Source organism: Parapusillimonas sp. JC17 (assembly GCF_052180245.1).
GTDB lineage: Bacteria > Pseudomonadota > Gammaproteobacteria > Burkholderiales > Burkholderiaceae_B > Parapusillimonas.
The window spans coordinates 4185728-4205989 of the sequence record NZ_CP197474.1; the positions used below are offsets into that span (position 1 = coordinate 4185728).

The 20262-nt window shown below is 61.4% G+C and carries 15 protein-coding genes; 7 read left to right on the forward strand and 8 right to left on the reverse strand.

Annotated elements, in window-relative coordinates:
- Nucleotides 1–77: 77 nt before the first annotated feature.
- A complete protein-coding gene (gene ilvD / locus ACSBPU_RS20190; RefSeq protein ID WP_442593627.1) occupies nt 78–1958 on the reverse strand; it encodes a dihydroxy-acid dehydratase in 1881 nt (626 codons plus the stop codon).
- 95 nt (nt 1959–2053) lie between these two features.
- Here ilvD and ppc point away from each other — a divergent pair, with 95 nt between their 5' ends.
- Nucleotides 2054–4906, forward strand: a complete 2853-nt coding sequence (ppc, locus tag ACSBPU_RS20195) for a phosphoenolpyruvate carboxylase (RefSeq protein WP_442598449.1) — start codon at nt 2054–2056, stop codon at nt 4904–4906.
- Nucleotides 4907–4921: 15 nt separating this feature from the next.
- Here the strand turns inward: ppc and ACSBPU_RS20200 are convergent, their stop codons facing one another.
- Nucleotides 4922–5341 (reverse strand): hypothetical protein, encoded by a 420-nt coding sequence (locus ACSBPU_RS20200; RefSeq protein ID WP_180067059.1) that lies wholly within the window; start codon nt 5339–5341, stop codon nt 4922–4924.
- 133 nt (nt 5342–5474) lie between these two features.
- Between ACSBPU_RS20200 and ACSBPU_RS20205 the strand changes: the two genes are divergently transcribed.
- Both ACSBPU_RS20205 and ACSBPU_RS20210 read left to right on the forward strand, forming a co-directional pair.
- Nucleotides 5475–6152 (forward strand): DUF2238 domain-containing protein, encoded by a 678-nt coding sequence (locus tag ACSBPU_RS20205; protein ID WP_442598451.1) that lies wholly within the window; start codon nt 5475–5477, stop codon nt 6150–6152.
- 43 nt (nt 6153–6195) lie between these two features.
- Nucleotides 6196–6951: an SDR family oxidoreductase gene (locus ACSBPU_RS20210; RefSeq protein WP_442593629.1), complete on the forward strand. Its 756-nt coding sequence runs from the start codon at nt 6196–6198 to the stop codon at nt 6949–6951.
- 117 nt (nt 6952–7068) lie between these two features.
- Here the strand turns inward: ACSBPU_RS20210 and ACSBPU_RS20215 are convergent, their stop codons facing one another.
- The 5 genes from ACSBPU_RS20215 to ACSBPU_RS20235 all read right to left on the reverse strand — a co-directional run bounded on the left by ACSBPU_RS20215 (nt 7069) and on the right by ACSBPU_RS20235 (nt 14290).
- A complete protein-coding gene (locus ACSBPU_RS20215; RefSeq protein WP_442593631.1) occupies nt 7069–8433 on the reverse strand; it encodes an MBL fold metallo-hydrolase RNA specificity domain-containing protein in 1365 nt (454 codons plus the stop codon).
- A gap of 18 nt (nt 8434–8451) precedes the next feature.
- Nucleotides 8452–10857: a xylulose 5-phosphate 3-epimerase gene (locus ACSBPU_RS20220; protein ID WP_442593633.1), complete on the reverse strand. Its 2406-nt coding sequence runs from the start codon at nt 10855–10857 to the stop codon at nt 8452–8454.
- A 39-nt stretch (nt 10858–10896) separates the two neighbouring features.
- A complete protein-coding gene (locus ACSBPU_RS20225; RefSeq protein WP_442593635.1) occupies nt 10897–12069 on the reverse strand; it encodes an acetate/propionate family kinase in 1173 nt (390 codons plus the stop codon).
- A 331-nt stretch (nt 12070–12400) separates the two neighbouring features.
- A complete protein-coding gene (locus ACSBPU_RS20230) occupies nt 12401–13372 on the reverse strand; it encodes a Bug family tripartite tricarboxylate transporter substrate binding protein (protein WP_442593637.1) in 972 nt (323 codons plus the stop codon).
- 66 nt (nt 13373–13438) lie between these two features.
- Nucleotides 13439–14290: a MurR/RpiR family transcriptional regulator gene (locus ACSBPU_RS20235; RefSeq protein WP_442593638.1), complete on the reverse strand. Its 852-nt coding sequence runs from the start codon at nt 14288–14290 to the stop codon at nt 13439–13441.
- Between the two features lie 209 nt (nt 14291–14499).
- On the opposite strand from ACSBPU_RS20235, the gene ACSBPU_RS20240 reads away from it, so the two are divergent.
- Nucleotides 14500–16452 carry a bifunctional 5-dehydro-2-deoxygluconokinase/5-dehydro-2-deoxyphosphogluconate aldolase gene (locus ACSBPU_RS20240; RefSeq protein ID WP_442593640.1) on the forward strand — a complete coding sequence of 651 codons (1953 nt, stop codon included), beginning with the start codon at nt 14500–14502 and terminating at the stop codon, nt 16450–16452.
- Nucleotides 16453–16462: 10 nt separating this feature from the next.
- A complete protein-coding gene (iolB, locus tag ACSBPU_RS20245; protein ID WP_442593642.1) occupies nt 16463–17275 on the forward strand; it encodes a 5-deoxy-glucuronate isomerase in 813 nt (270 codons plus the stop codon).
- 121 nt (nt 17276–17396) lie between these two features.
- On the opposite strand, the gene ACSBPU_RS20250 is transcribed toward iolB, so the two are convergent.
- Entirely contained in the window at nt 17397–18293 is an 897-nt protein-coding gene (locus ACSBPU_RS20250; protein ID WP_442593644.1) for a LysR family transcriptional regulator, read from the reverse strand.
- A 113-nt stretch (nt 18294–18406) separates the two neighbouring features.
- On the opposite strand from ACSBPU_RS20250, the gene ACSBPU_RS20255 reads away from it, so the two are divergent.
- Together ACSBPU_RS20255 and ACSBPU_RS20260 are read left to right on the forward strand one after the other, a co-directional pair.
- Nucleotides 18407–19213, forward strand: a complete 807-nt coding sequence (locus tag ACSBPU_RS20255) for a class II aldolase/adducin family protein (RefSeq protein ID WP_442593646.1) — start codon at nt 18407–18409, stop codon at nt 19211–19213.
- A gap of 44 nt (nt 19214–19257) precedes the next feature.
- The gene (locus ACSBPU_RS20260) at nt 19258–20247 is read left to right on the forward strand and encodes a Bug family tripartite tricarboxylate transporter substrate binding protein (protein WP_442593648.1); all 990 of its coding nucleotides are present in this window, start codon (nt 19258–19260) and stop codon (nt 20245–20247) included.
- The last annotated feature ends 15 nt before the right edge of the window (nt 20248–20262 follow it).

Here is a 20262-nt window from a genome sequence, read left to right on the forward strand (position 1 = left end):
CCTCAGAGTGATGGTGTTGGGGTCAGACCCCATGCGGGGTCTGACCCCTTCGCATTAGACTCGTTCGCCCTACGGGGTCAGACCCCGTTCGGGGTCTGACCCCTCAACTGGGAGACGTCGCGCACGGCGCCGCGGTCGGCCGAGGTGGCCAGCGCGGCATAAGCCTGGAGCGCCTGGGATACCACGCGCTCGCGGCCGACGGGTTTCCAGGCCTGGGCGCCGCGTGCTTCCATCTCGGCGCGGCGGCGGGATAGCTCGTCGTCGCTGATCGCAAGTTGGATGGTCCGGTTGGGGATGTCGATTTCGATGGTGTCGCCGTCGTTGACCAATCCGATATTGCCGCCTTCCGCCGCTTCCGGCGAGGCATGGCCGATGACCAGGCCCGAGGAACCGCCGGAGAACCGGCCATCGGTGAGCAGCGCCGAACACTTGCCCAGGCCTTTGGACTTGAGGTAGGAAGTGGGGTAGAGCATTTCCTGCATGCCGGGGCCGCCCTTGGGGCCTTCGTAGCGGATGACGACGACATCGCCTTCCTTGACCTTGTCGTTCAGGATGCCGTCGACGGCGTCTTCCTGGCTTTCGTAGACGCGAGCCACGCCGGTGAACTTCAGTATGCTTTCGTCCACGCCGGCAGTCTTGACGATGCAACCCTTGGGCGCAAGGTTTCCGTACAGGACGGCCAGGCCGCCATCCTGCGAATAGGCGTGCTCGCGCGAGCGGATACAGCCGTTTTCGCGGTCCAGGTCGAGTTCGCGGTAATAGCGGTCCTGGCTGAATGCCACCTGGGTGCGCACGCCGCCGGGCGCCGCCTTGTAGAAGTCCTGTACTTCCGCCAGAGCGGTGCCGCTATTGACGTCCCAGTCGGCGATGGCCTGCCCCAGGGTGCCGCTGCGGATGTTGCCGACATCCAGATTGAGCAGCTCCGCCCGCGCAAGCTCGCCCAGAATACCCATGATGCCGCCCGCGCGGTGGACGTCTTCGATGTGGTATTTGTTGGTGGCGGGCGCGACCTTGCACAGGCAGGGCACGCGCCGAGAGATGCGGTCGATGTCCGACATCGTGAAATTCACGCCCGCCTCTTGGGCCGCGGCCAGAAGATGCAGCACGGTGTTGGTGGATCCGCCCATGGAGACGTCCAGCGCCATGGCGTTCTCAAAGGCCTGAATCGTGGCGATGTTGCGCGGCAGCACCGACGCATCGTCCTGCTCGTAATAGCGTTTGCACAAGTCGACGACCAGCCGGCCCGCCTCTTCGAACAAGGCCTTGCGCCGCGCGTGGGTGGCCAGCACCGTGCCGTTGCCGGGCAGCGCCAGGCCCAGGGCCTCGGTCAGGCAATTCATGGAGTTGGCGGTGAACATGCCCGAACAGGAGCCGCAAGTCGGGCAGGCGCTGCGCTCGGCCTCGGCCGCCTCGGCGTCGGTCACGTTGGGATCGGCCGCCTTGATCATGGCGTCGATCAGGTCCAGCTTCATGAGCACGTTGTCGGTGCCCGGCTGGAAGACCTTGCCGGCCTCCATGGGACCGCCCGACACGAACACCACGGGAATGTTCAGCCGCATGGCGGCCATCAGCATTCCCGGGGTGATCTTGTCGCAATTCGAAATGCACACCATGGCGTCCGCGCAATGGGCATTGACCATGTATTCAACGGAGTCGGCAATGAGCTCGCGCGATGGCAGGGAATAAAGCATGCCGCCATGCCCCATGGCGATGCCGTCGTCCACCGCAATCGTATTGAATTCCTTTGCCACGCCGCCCGCCTTCTCGATCTGGCGCGCAACCAGTTGCCCCAGGTCCTTCAGGTGCACGTGCCCCGGCACGAACTGCGTGAAGGAATTGACGACCGCGATGATGGGCTTTTCGAAATCGCCATCCTGCATGCCGGTGGCGCGCCAGAGGGCGCGCGCGCCGGCCATGTTGCGGCCATGGGTGGAAGTGCGTGAACGATATTGCGGCATCTCAATCTCTGGAATAATAGACGGTAAAAAGGCCTAATGATAATCCATCGTGTTGCATACTTCCGGCAAAAACCCTACCTCCAGGAGACATCGTGATCCCAGCAGCAGCGCCCCGCCAAGAGCCCGCCCACCTCAGAGCCGACATCCGAAAGCTGGGCAAGACACTGGGAGACGTCATCAAGGAATGCGAAGGCAAAGCCATCTATGACGTAATCGAAAAGCTGCGCAGGGCCGCCGTCAAATTCCGCCGCGAGGGCGACCCCGGCGCCAGCCGCATACTGGAGCGCCAGATCAGCCGGCTGGACGAGGACCCGGCCACGCTGGTCGCGCGCGCCTTCAGCTATTTCCTGCATTTGTCCAATATCGCCGAAGACCGCGACCAGAACCGCAGGCAGCGGCAGCACATGCTCAGCGTCGGAACGCCCATGCGCGGCAGCCTGCAGCATGCGCTGGATCTTTTGAAGGAACAGGGTGTGGGCTCCGGCAAAGTGCTCCGCTACCTCGAAGCGGCCAGCATCGTGCCCGTCCTGACCGCGCACCCTACCGAAGTCCAGCGCAAAAGCACCTTGGACCTGCACCGCGAAATCGCCCGGCACCTCGCACAGGCGGATGCCCTGCTGACGCCGTCCGAAGATGAAACACTGCAGCTGACCTTGATGGGCCTGGTCGCCACGATGTGGCAGACACGCATGCTGCGTCTTAGCAAACTCACCGTGCTCGATGAAATCGACAATGCGCTCAGCTACTACGACAGCACTTTCCTGAAGGCCATTCCGCGCCTGTACCAGGATCTTTCCGGACGCCTTCAGCCTCCTGCCGGCCAGCCCTTCAGCGCCGGGACACGGCCGCTTCCCCCCTTCCTGCGCATGGGTAGCTGGATAGGCGGCGACCGCGACGGCAATCCCAATGTCGACGCCGCCACGCTCGAACAGGCCTTGCTGCGTCAATCCACGCAGCTAATGCGGCATTATCTGCAAGAGATCAAGGCGCTTGGAACGGAAATCTCCATTTCCGCCCATCTGGGGTCGGCCAGCCCCGCGCTGCTGGCGCTGTCCGGGTCCAGCCAGGATAAATCCCCGCACCGGCAGGACGAGCCCTACCGACGGGCGTTCATACACTTGTATGCGCGCATCGCCGCGACCGGCCTGGCACTGACCGGCCGCCGTCTGGCCCTGCGTCCCACCTACGACGCGCCCCCGTATGACACGGCCGAGGCGTTCCAGCACGATCTCCAGATCATTGCCGACTCGCTGGATCAGCATCACGGCAACCTGATCGCGCGCCTGCGGCTGTCCGGCCTGCTGCAGGCGGTCAGCATTTTCGGGTTCCATCTGGCCACTGTCGACCTGAGGCAGAGCTCGGACGTGCATGAACGCGTCCTGACCGAACTCTTCAAGGCGGCGAAAACGGAATTCCAGGGACGCCCCGTGGACTACAGTTCACTGGCCGAAGAGGAACGAATCGAACTGCTGCGGCTCGAACTCCATCAAGTGCGTCCCCTCGTTTCCCCTTGGATCGAATACTCGGCGGAAACCCAAAAGGAGTTGGCCATCCTGCGCATGGCCGCGCATTGCAGGCGCCGATACGGCAGCGACGCCGTCAAGCAGACCATCGTATCGCACACCGAGACCCTCAGCGACCTGCTGGAGGTTCTCGTCCTTCAGCAGGAAACCGGCCTCATCGCTCCGTCCGATGGGCATCCGTCTTCCGACTCGAAAGACGGGCTCATGGTCGTGCCCTTGTTCGAGACCATTCCCGACTTGATGCGCGGACCCGAGATCATGGCCGCCTGGTTCGATCTTCCCGAGGTCGCCGCGCGGGTGCGCCACAATCAGGGAGGCATGCAGGAAGTCATGCTGGGCTATTCCGACAGCAACAAGGACGGCGGATACCTTACGTCGAATTGGGCGCTGTACTGCGCCGAACGAGAACTGGTGCGCGTATTCCAGAAGCGCAAGCTGCGCCTGCGCCTTTTCCACGGGCGCGGCGGATCGGTGGCCCGAGGCGGCGGATCCAGCTTCGACGCCATCCTTGCCCAGCCGCCCGGCACGGTCAACGGCCAGATACGCCTGACCGAACAAGGGGAAGTCATACAGGGCAAATACAAGGACGCCGAGGTGGGACGCTGGCACCTGGAGAACTTCGTTGCCGCCACCCTGGAAGCCAGCCTGTCTACCGCATCCGCGACGCCGCGCACCGAGGACGACAACATGGCGCGTTTCGGCGCAGCGCTGGACACCATGTCGGGGCTGGCCCGGCAGACCTATCGGGACCTTGTCTATGAAACACCCGGTTTCAACGATTACTTCTTCGCCTCGACGCCCATCCTCGAAATCGCCGGACTGAACATCGGCTCCCGTCCCGCATCGCGCAAGTCCACTCAGCGCATCGAAGACCTGCGCGCCATCCCCTGGGGGTTCTCATGGGCCCAATGCCGGCTGATGATCACCGGCTGGTACGGCATGGGCACCGCATTGCGAACCTATATCGAAGAAGGATGCGCGGGCGCGCCCGCAACCGCCAAGGCCCGGCTCAAGCTGCTGCGGGAAATGGCGGAGACTTGGCCATTCTTCCGGACCCTGCTCTCCAACATGGAGCAGGTACTGGCCAAAACGGACCTGCAAATCGGTAAGCGCTACGCCGGCCTGGTACAGGATGCCAAGCTGCGCAAAGCCATCTTCCAGAGGATTTCAGCAGAATATGAATTGACGGTCGACATGTTCAAGCAGGTCACCGGTCACGACTTGCTGGCCAATGACCCGCAATTGCGCGCCGCGCTGACCGAGCGCTTCGCCTACATCGACCCGCTCAATCATCTGCAGGTCGAACTGCTGAAGCGACAGCGCGCGAAGTCCTCGCGCGCTGCCAGGGATGAAGAAAGCCCCACGCAAAGGGCGATTCACATGACCATCAACGGAATCGCGGCGGGGCTCAGAAACTCGGGGTGAAAACGGCTTCAGGCCCTAGGACACCGATTCCACTTTGCAGTCGCGCGCCAGCATGCTGCCCACGTTCGACGCCTGCGCGGCGCCGGGCTGGGCCGACTCACGCGTCAGCATCAGGCCTTTGGCGTCTTCGACATCGCCCTCGACGAACTTGTCGGTGGTCCAGGTGTAGCCGCCTCCGCGGAAGGTATTCCCGACCATGTCCGCGTTATTGGCGGTCGCGCGATTCAGCTCTATTACCTGGTTCATGTACACGACGCGCGCCGCAAGCGCCTGTTCGCCCTGGAACGTATATTGAGCGGAAAGGGGGACGGATTCGGGGCCGCAAGCGTACTCGACGGTCTTTTGAGACAGGTGCTGGGCGTCTTTCGTCGAGGAACACGCGGCCAAGCCCGCGCACAACGCAATACCCGCCGCTACAGTCAGTTTACGGTTCATGAAAAATCCTTCAAAGTTCCAGACATCGTTGCCTGCTCTTGATTTTTTATAACACCCGGTCCCGCGCGCCGATGTAAGCGCGGGTGTCAAAATGGCGCTTACTACAACCGCCCCGAAACGCCTTACGCCGACTATGAAATACGCCGCGAGCCACTACGCATTGCGCATTGCCATCCCCGCCTACCTGATCCTATGGGCGGCGCTTGCCAGGCATCCTTCCGATCGTGAAGCGTGGCTGCTCGAGAATGCGCTGGTGGCAGCGTTGTTCATCGTGCTGTGGGGCGTGCGCAGGCTCTTCCGGTTTTCGGATCTGTCTTTGCTGCTGATCCTGTCCTTCCTTGCCCTGCACACGCTCGGTTCCCACTACACCTACTCCGAAGTGCCCTACGACGAATGGTGGAGTTCGCTCACCGGCCACACCCTGAACAGCGTATTCGGATGGGAACGCAATCATTTCGACCGTCTCGTCCATTTCTGTTACGGCCTTCTGCTCGCCTATCCGGTGCGCGAATTCTTCTTGCGCATTGTCGAAGTGCGCGGCTTCTGGGCATATTTTCTTCCACTGGACTTCACGCTCAGCACCTCCGCGCTTTATGAGCTGATCGAATGGGGCGCCGCGGAAATCTTCGGCGGCGACCTGGGCATGCACTATCTGGGAACGCAGGGCGATATCTGGGATGCTCACAAGGATATGGCGCTCGCAGGCCTGGGCGCCCTGATCGCCATTCTTCTCATTGCCGCTCTCAATCGCGGGATGAAGCGCGACGCAGCCTGGGAATGGGCGCACAGGCAGAAGCGACGCAACGTATAATTCGCGCCAGAGCAAACCCAGTCCAAGCTAAAAGGTAGGCGACATGAACGGAGATAAATTCGCGCTGGTGACCGGCGCAGGTTCAGGCATAGGCAAGCGCATTGCACTCGCCTTGATCCAGGACGGCTATACCGTCGCCCTGACCGGAAGACGCCGCGGTGCCCTGGAAGCCACCGCACAGGAAGGGAGCGGGCATGGCGACCGTTCCTTCGTCATTCCAGCGGACGTCAGCGATCCCCATGCGGTCGAGCATCTGTTCGAAGAGATCCGCCGCCGCTTCGGCCGCCTCGACCTGCTGTTCAACAACGCAGGCGTGTTTGCACGCTCGACATCGCTGGAGAACCTGGACTACCAGGAATGGAAGACCGCGGTCGACATCAACCTGACCGGCGCTTTCCTGTGCACGCAAGGCGCTTTCCGCATCATGAAGGCACAGTCTCCGCAGGGCGGCCGCATCATCAACAACGGGTCGATTTCCGCTCATGCGCCGCGCCCTCATGCCGTGTCCTACACCGCCACCAAGCACGCCATCACCGGCCTGACCAAGGCGACATCGCTGGACGGCCGGGCGTACAACATCGCTTGCGGGCAGATAGACATCGGCAACGCCGCCAGCGAGATGACCACCATCATGGGCCGCGGGGTCCTGCAGGCCGATGGCTCGACCAAACCCGAGCCCTTGATGGACATCGACCACGTTGCCCGCGCCGTGCTTTACATGGCAAGCCTGCCGCTGGACGCCAACGTGCAGTTCATGACCGTGATGGCGACCAAGATGCCTTACATCGGACGAGGCTAGCCGGACGTGGGGTCAGACCCCATGCGGGGTCTGACCCCGGCACCTCGGCATGCAAGGGGTCAGACCCCGTACGGGGTCTGACCCCAATCTCTTAGTACGGGGTCTGACCCCAACCTCTTAGAGCCTGACGCTCTCCAGGTGCTCGACCACACGGCAAGACCAGCCCAGCTCGTCCTTTATGCGAAGGCGCAATGTGTCGGCCGCCTCGGGTTCCCCGTGCACCAGGAAGGTTGCGCGCGGCGCTTTCTTGAAGCCTCGCAGCCAGCGCAGGATTTCATCGGAATCCGCATGCGCCGACAGCATGGACAGGTTGCTCAGTTCGGCGCGCACGGGTACGTACTCGCCATGGATCTTGATCGTATCGGCGCCATGCAGCATTTTCGAGCCCCGCGTTCCGGCGGCCTGATAGCCCGAAAACAGGATGGTGGACCGGGGATCCGGGGCATATCGCTTCAGATGATGCAGGACACGGCCGCCCGTCGCCATGCCGCTGGCGGAGATGATCACCTTGGGCATGGGCGTGGTGTCCAGCTTCTTCGATTCTTCCGCGTCGCGAACATAATGGGCCACGCCATACGCTTCGTCGCACTCGCCAATGTCGGGACGCATGAGATCGCGGTGGCGCCGATATACCTCGACCGCGTTCACCGACATGGGACTGTCGAGATAAATGGGCAGCCCCGCGGGCAGGCGTTTTTGCTTCTTGAGCATGTGCAAGTACCAAAGCAGCAGCTGCGCCCGTCCAACGGCGAATGCCGGAATGATCACGCTGCCGCCGCGCTGGGCGGTGCGGCCAATGATGTCCGCCAGTTGTTCCATTGCGTCCAGCGGCTCGTGGCGCCGGTCTCCGTACGTGGATTCGAGCAGCAGGTAGTCGGCCTGCCCTATGGGCTCCGGATCCGGCAGCAAAGGGTCGCCGTAGCGGCCCAGATCACCCGAGAACACGACGCGCGTGCCGCGCCAATCGATTTCCACGATGGACGCCCCAAGAATGTGCCCGGCTCGGGAAAGCCGCGCATGCACGCCGGGCGCCACTTCATATGGGGCGGCGAAATCCATGCCCTTGAAGCGGCTCATGGCTCGCCTGGCATCCGCCGTCGTATAGAGCGGCAGGGCCGGCCGGTGCTTGCTCAAGCCATGGCGGTTCGCGAAATCGGCATCCGACTCCTGAAGGTGAGCGCTGTCGGCCAGCAGGATATCGCACAGATCGATGGTTGCTTCCGAGGCATAGACATTGCCCTTGAAACCGTCGCGCACCAGCCTGGGCAAATATCCTGAATGATCCAGGTGGGCATGGCTGAGCACGATGGCGTCGATTTCCGCGGGATCGACGGGAAACGGCGCCCAGTTGCGCTGCCGCAGGGTCTTGAGGCCCTGGAACATGCCGCAGTCGAGCATGACGGACGCTTCACCATCGCTGAGCAAATGACGGGAACCGGTCACCGTACCGGCTGCGCCTAAAAACTTGAGTTCGAGATCCATGTATCGCGCCTGGGCCCTTCAACAGTACAAATCCTCCGAACGCCCGCGGCTACGGACCGCGTTCAGTTCGTTCTCCGTCAGGAAGTCCTGGACATCGCCGCCGCTCATTTCCGCCGCCGCAAGCGCGATATGCGCCCAGGTGCAGCGGTTGGCGAACAGCATGCCGTCGACGTCCAGTGTACCGCCCCGGTTGATATACCCCAGCGCGCGCAGCCGGCGCGGTCCTTCGTCGAGCCGGCGCAAGACGCCCAGCAAAGGCTCCGGCCTCGAATGCGAGACCAGCACTCTTGGAAGATCGGCCGGAAAGAGCTCGGCCAGGGCCGCATCCGGGATCACGAATCGAGCTTCCAGTTCATCGCGCGGCATGCGCAGCCGGCCCGGCTCGATGATGCAGGTCACCAAGGCTTCGCAGCCCCGTTCGGCAAGGCGCCGTGCCGCGCGCATGCTCTCGCGAAGCTGGTAGGCGCCGACGGCCACGAGTTGCACCGGCGGCCGTGCCGACGGCGTCCTCAGGTGCGCGGCTCCGGTCCTGCATGCGGCGAAGGCCTGGTCCGGACCGAAGCAATGAGGGACAGGCTGCTTGGGGACGACCAGCGCAGCAATCACGCCGTGCGATCGATAGACCTCCTGGAGGGCGGCGACGGCACTGTTGGCATCCACGGGAAACAGCACCCGGGACGTGTCCGACATTTCGCCCAACAGTGCTTCGCACAGCGTGGGATCCTGGTGGGATTGTTCGTTCTTGCCGTTTTCCCAGGTATGGGAGGTAAGCAGCAGCGGCACGCCCAGCCAGCGCGGATCCCGGCCCGCCTGACGCTGGTGCCTGGCAAAAAGAATGTCCTGGCGAAGGGCGCCCAGCATCTTGACCGCGAAGGCCTCGTAACTGACCGCCAGGTTCAGGCCGGCCTTGTTTCCCAGTGCCGCTCCGATGACGGCCTCTTCGTTCAAAGCCGTGATCACCGCGCCGTCCACCGCCTCGCTTCCACCCGGCTCCGGATTGCTGGCCCGATGTTTCAGCCGGGCCAGCGTCGCGTCCATCCGATTGCTGCTCAGCTCGTCAGGATTGCCCACTCTGACCCGCAAGCGAGGATTGGCATCGATCATATCGACGAAATACGCATCGATCGCCTGCATGGGCGATACCATCGCCTTTTCATCCACATTCCACGAGGGCGTGGGAAGGACGGGTGTGTCGATATTGCGCTCGGCAAGAGGGTGGTGGGCTTCGCGGACCCTGCCCTGCTCCTGGTGGCATGAAAATCGCCTCCGCACCTCGTCGAGCTCTCCAGGCGGCACGAACAGCCGGACGGCGCCTTGGTTGAACTCATCGCGCGCAGCGTCGTCGTTCCGGGGGTTGTCCTCCAAAGGCAGGTTGTGGGCGCGGTTGGTTCCCGCCCCCGGAAAGCCGAAGCCCTTGATGCATTTGGCAATGGCATGGGGAATCCGGACGGGATAATCGAGCTCATCGTCGGCCTTGGCCTGCAAGGCGGTCAGGCGGTCTTCCATGTCGATGATGGCCCACGCGTATGCGGCGGGATCATGCCCATCGATCTCGAAGGGATCGAATCCGTTCAGCTCCAGATGCCTGAGCAGCCACTGCGTGCCGCCCTTCTGGGCGATGCTGGTGCGCTGGTCGATGCGCCGGCCATTGAGCACCATGATGGGCATGATGGCGCCGCTGTCGGATGCTCGCCACCATCTGGGCGACCAGTCGCTGCCCCGTTGCTCTTCGAAGGCGCCGTCGCTCAGGAATACGGCCAAGCTTTCCCCACGCAAGGGCATGTGGGCATATTGCACTTCCGCAAAGCCCAGATAGCCGCCCTCGGATATTCCGCCCGCCGTATGCACGTTCACGTGACTGCCCAAGGGCACGCCCGGCGTGCCGTCGGGATGAATGGCATAAGAATAGAAGTCCCGCGCAAGCTGGCTGAGCCCTTCTTCACCGAATGCGTAGCGAAGGCGCTGCTCTGCCGACAGATTATCGACCAGGGCGTTGAGCGCTTCGATGGCCGCCACGCAGTGCCCCTGCCCCATCAGCCATGAACGCGTGGTTCCGGTCAGGATGTTCGCGGCCAGGTAGCCGGCGTAAGCCGGCACGATGTTCAGGGCGCCGCCGGTGTGTCCTTGCGGATCCGGCTTGAAATCATCCGCCTGAAGCGGCGCGCCCGACAAATCGACGCGATTGGCATAGGTCATGTGCACGACCAGCCACATGCCCGCACTGGCCAGGCGGTCCGCCGCGGCAAGAATCGCAAACATTTCTTCGGCTTTCGCCTCGGACTGCCCGGTACGCCCCGCCACGAGTTCAAGGACGCGCCTCCGGGTTTGTTCGGTATGGCGGATCACTCCATACCCTGCGCTCCAAGATGCGTAAGAAGGAAGATGCTCCAGCGTATCGATCCAAGCGCCTTTGCTGATGGACATAACGGCTCCTTGCAGGGGGCCTGTTAACGCTAAAAGGCCCTAAAGATGTCTAAGGGTCTCCCTGGCGATGACATACTCTTCATTCGTTGGAATGACGAGCACCGCCACGGGGCTCGTGCCGGATGAAATCCGGAGTGCGCCTCGCTGGTTCAACGCGTCGTCCAGCTCGACACCCAGCCATGCCAGGCGCCTGCAGACCTGCTCGCGCACCCAGGGCTGGTTTTCTCCAACGCCGGCCGTGAACACCAGGGCGTCCACCCCGCCGCTTGCGACGCACAGGCCGGCCATGCTTTCCGCGGCCCGGTAAGTGAAATGGTCCAGGGCCAGACGCGCGGCCGGCTGATCGCTGCTCAGCAAGTCCCGTACATCGCCGCTGACGCCCGACAATCCCTTCAGGCCCGATCGGTTATACAGGACATCCTGGATCTCGTCGTGTGTCATCCCCTGTTCCAGCATCCATAACACGACGCCGGGATCCAGCCTTCCGGGCCGGGTGCTCATGGGCAGCCCATCCAGAGCGGTGAAACCCATCGTGGTTTCGACACTGGCGCCGCGCAGCATGGCGCAGGCGGAAACCCCGGACCCCATGTGCGCAGCAATGACCCGGCCCTGCCATACTTCCGGCATGTTGCGGGACAGATACCTGGAAATATAGTCGTAGGACAGGCCGTGGAAGCCATAGCGGCGCACCCCCCGGTCGTAGAAGGACTGGGGTATCGCGAAGCGTTCGACGACGGCATCGTTGCTGCGATGGAAGGCGGTGTCGAAACATGCGACCTGAACGATGCCGGGCCATCGCTGATGAATGACGTGCACCGGCGCCAGGTTGTTGTGCTGATGCAGGGGCGCGAGCGGAGCAAGGGAATCCAGATACGCAAGAATGCCGTCGTCGACCTTGACGCTGTCGGAAAGCCGCGGCCCGCCGTGCACGATACGGTGGCCCACGGCCCGGGGCGCTACGTCCAGTTTGCCCGCCAGCCATTCGCCCAAGGACGCCTGCGCCGAAGCCAGGTCGCGAGCCTGTTCCAACGGCAAGATGTTCTGCACGATCTTGACGCCGTTGCCGTCCCGAATGGCGAGTTCTGGCTGACCGCCGCCTATGCCCGAGACCTGGCCCCGATACATCAGTTCCAGCCCCTCGCTGCCCGCCAGCGCATAGAGCTGAAATTTCAGGCTGGAACTGCCCGCATTGATGACGAGTAATGTATCCATAGGTCGAAGAGGGGGGTCAGACCCCATACGGGGTCTGACCCTAGCTTTTTTGCGTCTGCCCCTGAATTCAAGGGGTCAGACCCCGTACGGGGTCTGACCCCAGCCTCTTTTGGGCCTGACCCCTTTTTCAATCGACCTGTATTTTAGCCTTTCGCACCACCGGCTCCGACTTGGCGATTTCCGCCTGCATGAACGCGTCGAAGTCCTTCGCTGAGCGGTTCTGCACGAAGGCGCGCCGGCGCACAGGTTTGCGGCGCGGGGTCGGACCCCATACGGGGTCTGACCCCGAAGCTCCTGGGGTCTGACCCGATGTTTGGGTCTGACCCCTGCATCAATCGAGCTTGATGCCCGCCTTGCGGATCACGTCGCCCCACAATTTGCCTTCGCTTTTTGCGAAGGCTTCGAATTCCGCGGGTTCCATGGGCATGGGCTGGATGCCCAGGGCATCGAACTTCTTGCCGATGACCTCGCTCTTGAGCGCGGTATTCAACGCGGTACTCAGTTTTCCAACAACGGCTTCAGGCGTGTTCTTGGGCGATACGAAGCCTTGCCAGGCATAGGCCTCAAAGCCCTTGATCCCGAGTTCGTCGAAAGTGGGGACGTCGGGCAGCACGTCCAGTCGCTTGGGCGTTGCCACCGCCAGGACCCGGAGCTTGCCGGAATGGATCATCTGGATGGAGGGCGGAAGATCGACGAACATCGAGTCCACCTGGCCGCTCATCAGGTCTTGCAAGGCCGGGGCGGATCCCTTGTACGGAACGTGAAGCAGACTCACGCCTTCGCGCTGGTTGAACAGTTCGAGCGCCACATGCAAGGGTGAACCATGTCCCGACGATGCGGAGGTGGTCTTGCCGGGTTCCTTGCGTACGATCTCCATGAACTCCTGCAGACTCTTGGCGGGGAAATTGGGATTGACAGCCAGCACCAACGGCATGCGCCCCAGTCCTCCGATGAACGTGAAGTCCTTCTCCACGTCGTAGGTCAGCTCCGAATACAAGGCGGGGTTGAAGGCCAGGGTGCCGGAGTCCACCGTGCCGAACGTATAGCCATCAGGCGTCGAGCGGGCGATCTGGGTGGCGCCGATGATGCTGGCCGCGCCGGGCTTGTTGTCGATGACGACGGTCTGGCCCAGCAATGGACCCATTTCGGCGGCAAGATGGCGCGCCATGACATCCGTGGTGCCGCCGGCGGCATAGGGAACGATCCAGCGCATGGTACGGTCCGGAAAATCCGCGGCCGCCGATGCGTGCATGACTGCGCTTGCCGACAGCGCGAAAAGCAGTCTGGAAAAAGTCTTCTTCAAAATTGTCTCCAATGAAAGTCTGGGGAATGAAAAAAATGGACTGGGGCCTGTTAACGCTAAAAGGCCCTAGGCGTCGCCGGGCGGAAGCTTCGCATGGCGCTCGAGACGATAGGCCAGGGCAATGAACAAGGCCTGGGCAAGGCAAATGGTGGACGTCAAGGTCCTGAAGGCAAAAGCCGTCTGCTCGCGCGTGTACAGCTTGACGTCGGCATACGCGCAGATGGGCGCCATTGGCGTGTCCGTGATCAGCACCACTTTGGCGCCGCGCGAACGGGCCTGCTCCAGGCATTGGCGGGTTTCCGGCGCATAGGGGGCGGCGCTGATGGCCAGCAAGGTGTCGCCGGCGTCCATGGTGCCCACCATCCTCGCGGGATCGCCGCCAAGGCCGGAAACCAGGTGGCTGCGCTTGCTGAGGTTCTGCAAGGCATAGACGAGATAAGATGCCACGGACAGCGATCGGCCCATCCCGACGACATAGACATCGCGCGTCGCGGCCAGCAGATCGACGGCCTGCTCGAAGGCGGGGGCATCGAAGTCGGCCGAGAGCGAATCCAGGCCATCCTTGCTGGCCTGGATGAACGAATGGGCCAATGCGGCGCCCGAGTCCGGGTGTCCTTTTGCCGCTTCCCTGCGTATGCGCTCGGCATAGTTCGCGGAAGACGTGTCGTCCACTCGCAAAGAATCGCGGAACACCGCCTGCAGCTCGCTATAGCCTGAAAATCCGAAGCGCTGCGCAAAACGCACGACTGCGGAAGGATGCACGGAACAAGCCTCCGCAACGTCCTGCACGCGCTGAAACACCACGTCGGACTGATGGCATTCGAGATAGACGGCAATGCGCTGCAGTTGTTTGGACAGGTCTTGAAACTGCTCGGTGACCGTCTCCAAGAACTTGCGCAAATCGGCATTAGGCTTCATTACGGTTCCGCCACGTTGTTGATGACAGCATGCACATTCCCGTGCATTGCGTCGTATTGTATCGATATTACAATAAAAATTCTATTTATTTAAAAAATAGAAAATTATTTGAAAAATACAGGGAAACGACTTAAAGTACCTTCTGGACAAGCCTCGCCGCTTGTCTTCTTTTCCGCTGTGGCCAGCGCATTCTCTTCAACATTTTCGTCATGAATCAAGCAACTACCGCCGGGCGTGACCGCCCTCTCGACCTCATCTGCCTAGGCCGCCTGGCCGTGGATCTTTATTCCCAGCAGGTGGGCGCCCGTCTCGAGGACAGCTCCAGCTTCGCCAAGTATCTGGGCGGCTCATCCGGCAACATCGCCTTCGGCACAGCGCGCCTGGGCTTGCGCTCGTCCATGCTGACGCGTGTCGGAGACGACCACATGGGCAGGTTTCTCGTGGAAACCCTCGGCAAGGAAGGATGCGATACGAGCCACATCGCCATCGACCCCGACCGCCTGACCGCCCTGGTCTTGCTGGGCATAAAAGATCGGGAAACCTTCCCGTTGATTTTCTATCGCGAAAATTGCGCGGACATGGCGGTGTCGCCGACCGATTTCGACGAAAACTACATCGCGTCCGCCCGCGCGCTGCTGATCACCGGCACGCACTTGTCCACACCATCGGTCCTTGAAACCAGCATGGCGGCGTTGGAAATGGCGCGCAAGAACCAGGTCAAAACCGTGCTGGACATCGACTACCGGCCTGTGCTGTGGGGCCTGACCGGCCAGGCCGACGGGGAAAACCGCTATGTGCCCAGCGAAAAGGTTTCATCCGACTTGCAAAAGGTATTGCCTCTCTTCGATCTGATCGTGGGCACCGAGGAAGAGTTCATGATCGCCGGAGGCGCCTCGGACGTACTGGCCTCTTTGCGCAAGGTGCGCGCGCTGACCGATGCCACTCTCGTCCTGAAGCGCGGCGAGCAGGGCTGCAATGTCTTCACGGGCGAGATCCCGTCCGAGCTGCCGGCCACCTACCCGACCTTCAAGGTCAGCGTTTTCAATGTGCTGGGGGCCGGCGACGCCTTCATGTCTGGCTTGCTCAAAGGCTGGCTGGACGGAAAATCCTGGGAGGAATCCTGCCGCATCGCCAACGCCTGCGGCGCCCTGGTCGTATCCCGCCACGGTTGCGCGCCCGCCATGCCGACGCTCGCCGAACTCGACTATTTCTTCAACGAAGCCGATCTCGGCCAGCCGCTCGAACACGACCGAAAGCTCCAACGCTTGCACCGCAGCAGCGCCGCTCAGAAGCAATGGAAGGATCTGCTGGTGTTCGCGTTCGACCACCGCAGCCAGCTGAGCGAGCTGGCCCAGCGTTGCGGCGCGGACCCGGCACGCATTCCAGAGCTGAAGCGCCTGTTCGTGGAAGCGGTAAGCCAGACGGAACAAGGCCTGCGCAACGACGGCCGATCCGATATCGATGTCGGCATCCTGGCCGACGAACGCTATGGGCAGGACGCCTTGAACGCTGCAACCGGAAGAGACTGGTGGATAGGCCGTCCGGTCGAATTGCCCGGCTCGCTGCCGCTGCGTTTCGAGTATGGGCGCAGCGTGGGAAGCACCCTGCTTTCATGGCCCAGGGAGCACATCATAAAGTGCCTGGTCTCTTATGACACCGAGCATCCGGCCGGGATACGGGACGAGCAGGAAGCCCAGATGCAGAGCCTGTACGACGCCGCCCAGGCCAGCGGCCACGACCTGCTGCTCGAGATCATCCCGCCTGCCGATGCAAACAGCGAACCGGATGCCCAGGTACTGCGCGCGATCGAGCGCCTATACTCGCTGGGCATACAGCCTGAATGGTGGAAGATCGGCGCGCTGCGCAACCATGACAGCTGGCGGCGGCTCGACGCCCTGATCCAGGAAAACGACCGCTATTGCAAAGGGGTGGTGCTGCTGGGCCTGGCCGCCCCTCTGGAGGAGGTCGCAGCGGGATTCGGCGTGGCGGCATCCAGCCGCAGTTGCAAGGGATTCACCGTCGGCCGCAGCATCTTTCAAGAGCCCAGCGAAGCCTGGATGTCCGGCCGGATCGATGACCGGGAACTGGTGCAGCGGGTGCGCCGCAACTTCGACACACTGATCGCGGCCTGGACTTCGGCACGCCATCAAGCCACCGTATAAGGAAGCCTTTATGACCACCTTGAAAGTTTCCGCGCAAGCCGGCGCGCTGATCACCGAAATCCCGCTCGGGTCGGGAGGCCTGCACTACGTCGGCTTCTCCGCTCATCGCCTGCCCGACAACGACACGCTGGCGCTCGCCAGCGGCGACGATGAACTGTGCGTCGTCATCCTGTCGGGAAAAGCCTCGGCACAGGCCGGCGGCGCAGGCGGCGACATGCAATGGGAAGCGATAGGAGACCGAAAAAGCGTTTTCGAGGAGAAATCTCCCTATGCTTTCTATCTGCCCGCGCACTCCAGTCTTGTTCTGACCGGCGTGGACGCGGCGGAGATCGCCGTGGCGCGCGCACCCAGCGGCTCCAAAGCGCTGCCGACCAGGCTGATCGAGCCCGCAGGCATGAAGCGGTCCGTACGAGGCTCCGGCAGCAATACGCGCTATGTTTGCGACATTCTTCCCGAAACCGAGCCGGCAAACAGCCTGCTGGTGGTGGAAGTGATCACCCCGCCCGGCAATTCGTCGAGCTACCCGCCCCACAAACATGATGCGGACGCCATTCCTCGCGAAAGCCAACTGGAGGAAACCTACTACCATCGGCTGAATCCACCGCAAGGATTTGCTTTCCAGCGCGTGTACACCGATGAACGCGACCTGGATGAAACGATGTGCGTGGAAGACCACGACGTCGTCAAGGTACCGCGCGGCTATCATCCCGTGGTCGTGCCGCATGGGTACACCTCGTATTATCTGAACGTCATGGCCGGCCCCACCCGCGCCTGGCATTTCCATAACGATCCACAGCACGAATGGATGCTGCAGAAGGGCTGATGAGGGGTCAGACCCCATGCGGGGTCTGACCCCGGCGACCCTGGGGTAAGACCCGCCTTTTGGGTCTGACCCCACAGCAGCTAGGTTATGGGGTCAGACCCCGTGCGGGGTCGGACCCCTGCTACATGGGCCGATCGCTCAAGCGCTCAAGGTGGGCGACGAAAGCTCGTGCAAGCGCGGTCTGCGGGCGAGCCTCGCTCCACATGAGATAGCTGGTTATTTCGACTGACGGTTTCAAAGGCCTCACCGTCAGCGCGGGAACGGGGAGGGCCTGCAGCACGCTGGAATCGACCAAGGCAACGCCAGCGCCATGCAGTGCCAAAACAATTCCCGTCAGAGAGGTCGCGACCTGGACACATATATTGAGCGGCGCTTTCAAATAACCATCCAACCTGTGACGCAGTAAAGCCTGAGGCACATAAGTAATGACCGGATAGGGTTGCAGATCAAATACCGACACAGAAGAAAGGCTGGCCAATGGATGAGCGACCGGCATAACACAGGTCAACTCGGAGCTTCCCAGATGCTGCGTGTGCAGCGTTTCGTTATCGCCAGGCGAGAATGCTACACCAAGGTCAATCTGCCCATTGATGAGGCGCTCAGCAATCAGGTTGGAGTCCATGGCATGCAATGCCACCTGAGCCCCCGGCTTCTGCTCAATGAACGAAGCAACGGCTCGCGCCAAAAAAACGTTTGCGACAGGTGAGGTTGCAGCGATCGACAATGCACCCTGAACCCCATCGGCCAAATCCTGGCTGAATCGGTCGAGCGCGCTCAGGCGGCTGAAGATTTCCTGAACGTCGGGTAACAGCGCTAACGCTTCCGGAGTCGGCACCAAGCGACCCGCCATTCGTTCGAACACCAAAAACCCGAGCTTCCGCTCAAAATGTTTGATCGTCGCGGTGACCGCCGGCTGCGACACATGCAGCATCGCTGCTGCGCCTGTAACGCTGCCCGTCACCATCACGGCATGAAACGCTTCCAAGTGGCGAAGGCGGATTTTAGAGTTGGCCGACACCTGTGCCTCCCTATAAGCAAAGATTATAGCTAGTTCTAATTTAGTGATTAGCTTGGCCAAATCTTCAAACCTAGAATGGCACCTCTTTGATATAACACAAAGCAAGTTTTGATATGACGCAAAAAACTCAGACCATCTATAAACCAACACAGGAAAATCTTTACTTTCCTCAGTATCCGACATTCAACGCGCCGCAAGAGGAACGATGGCATCGCCGTCAACGTCTTGCAGCCGTATGTCGAGTGTTCGCGAAGTTCGGCTATGAGTACGGATTTGCGGGCCACGTAACGGTACGTGATCCCGAACATCCGAATCTGTTCTGGACTAATCCTTTCGCAATGGATTTCGGGCGCGTGCAAGCCAGCGATATGCTGCTTGTCGATCATGAAGGCACTGTCATAGAGGGGAACTGGGCCGTCAATCGAGCAGGCTTTGTGCTGCACTCCGCCATACACGCGGCAAACCCCAGCATCGTCGCATCCTGTCATGCCCATACGATAAACGGCATGGCGTGGGCAGCCCTGGGCAGACCCCTGGACCCCATTACGCAAACCGCTTGCGGTTTCTTTGAAGATCAGGCTCTGATCCAGGAAGAAGCAGGTGCTGTCGTTGTGGAAAACACTGCAGGGCACGCTGTCGCCAAGGCATTCGGCAACGCAAAGATCGCCATTCATCAGAATCACGGCCTTTTTTCGGCAGGGCGCGAATCAATTGAAGAAGCAGCGTGGTGGTTCATCGCTGCGGACCGCGCCTGCGAGATCCAACTCAAAGCCGAAGCAACGGGCAGCCCGCTGAAGCTGATCGATCGCAATGCCGCGCTGCACTCCAAAGCCCATCTCGCCACACCATTTATGGCATGGCTTCATTTTCAGCCCATCTACGATGCAATCGTGCGTGAGCAACCCGATTGCCTGCTGTAAACAGATAAGAAACGTACACGATTAAAAAACTCTGGAGAAGATCCGTGAAAAAATTCAATGCTCGGCCCTTGGCCGCGGCAGCCGCGGCTGTCGCTTTGTTTTCCTCTAACGCATGGGCCGCGTGGCCGGACGACAAGCCCATCGAACTGGTGGTGGGTTTCTCTGCAGGCGGTGAAACCGACATACTCGCGCGCACACTGGCTCCGTTCTTGCAGAAGCATATCGGCGGCAAAGCCAATTTGGTGGTTGTAAATAAGCCGGGCGCATCTGGCGCCATCGCCAACACCTTCGTGCAGCGCGCAGAAAAGGACGGCTATACCGTCGCGTTCGTCAACACCCCTCCCATGAATTTTCTGCCCCTATATCAAAACACGCACTACGATCCCGACCGATTCGCTCTGATCGGCCGAGTAGTCAGCGATCCGACCTTGCTGGTCGTCCCCGACTCAAGCCCCTATACGTCTCTCAAACAATTGGTGCAGGACCTAAAGGATAAGCCGGAAAGCGTTTCGGTCGGCCAAAACGGGCTGGGAAGCAATGGCAACGTGGCCATGAATCTATTAATGGTCGAAACCGGTGCACGCTTCAACGACGTCCCCTTTCCGGGCACCGGCCCTTCGAAAGTGGCATTGCTGGGTGGTCACGTCGACATGATTTTTGCCAGCCATACGGCGGTACCGGCGCCGGAAAAAGAGCCGGTCAAGCTCAGGATTCTGTCTCAGTTCATGGCCGAGCGTGCATCGATTCTGCCTGATGTACCCACTGCAACTGAAGAAGGCTTTCCGGTGGTGGTTCCCTCGGACCGCGGTATCGCAGTCGATAAAAGCGTGCCACAAGATGTCCAAGATCGCCTACAGGCGGCCCTGAAAGCTGCGGTAAATGACCCAGAGTTCCGCCGGGCCGCCAAATCGTTCGAAGCGATCCTGGCTTATAAGTCCGGCCCCGAGTGGCAGGCGGATATCGTTGGGGCGAAAGCCTCGCTGCAAGCTTTGGCGGCGGAACTCAAAGCGCGTGAAAAGACAAGCGGCCAATAAATCAAAACGTCGCTT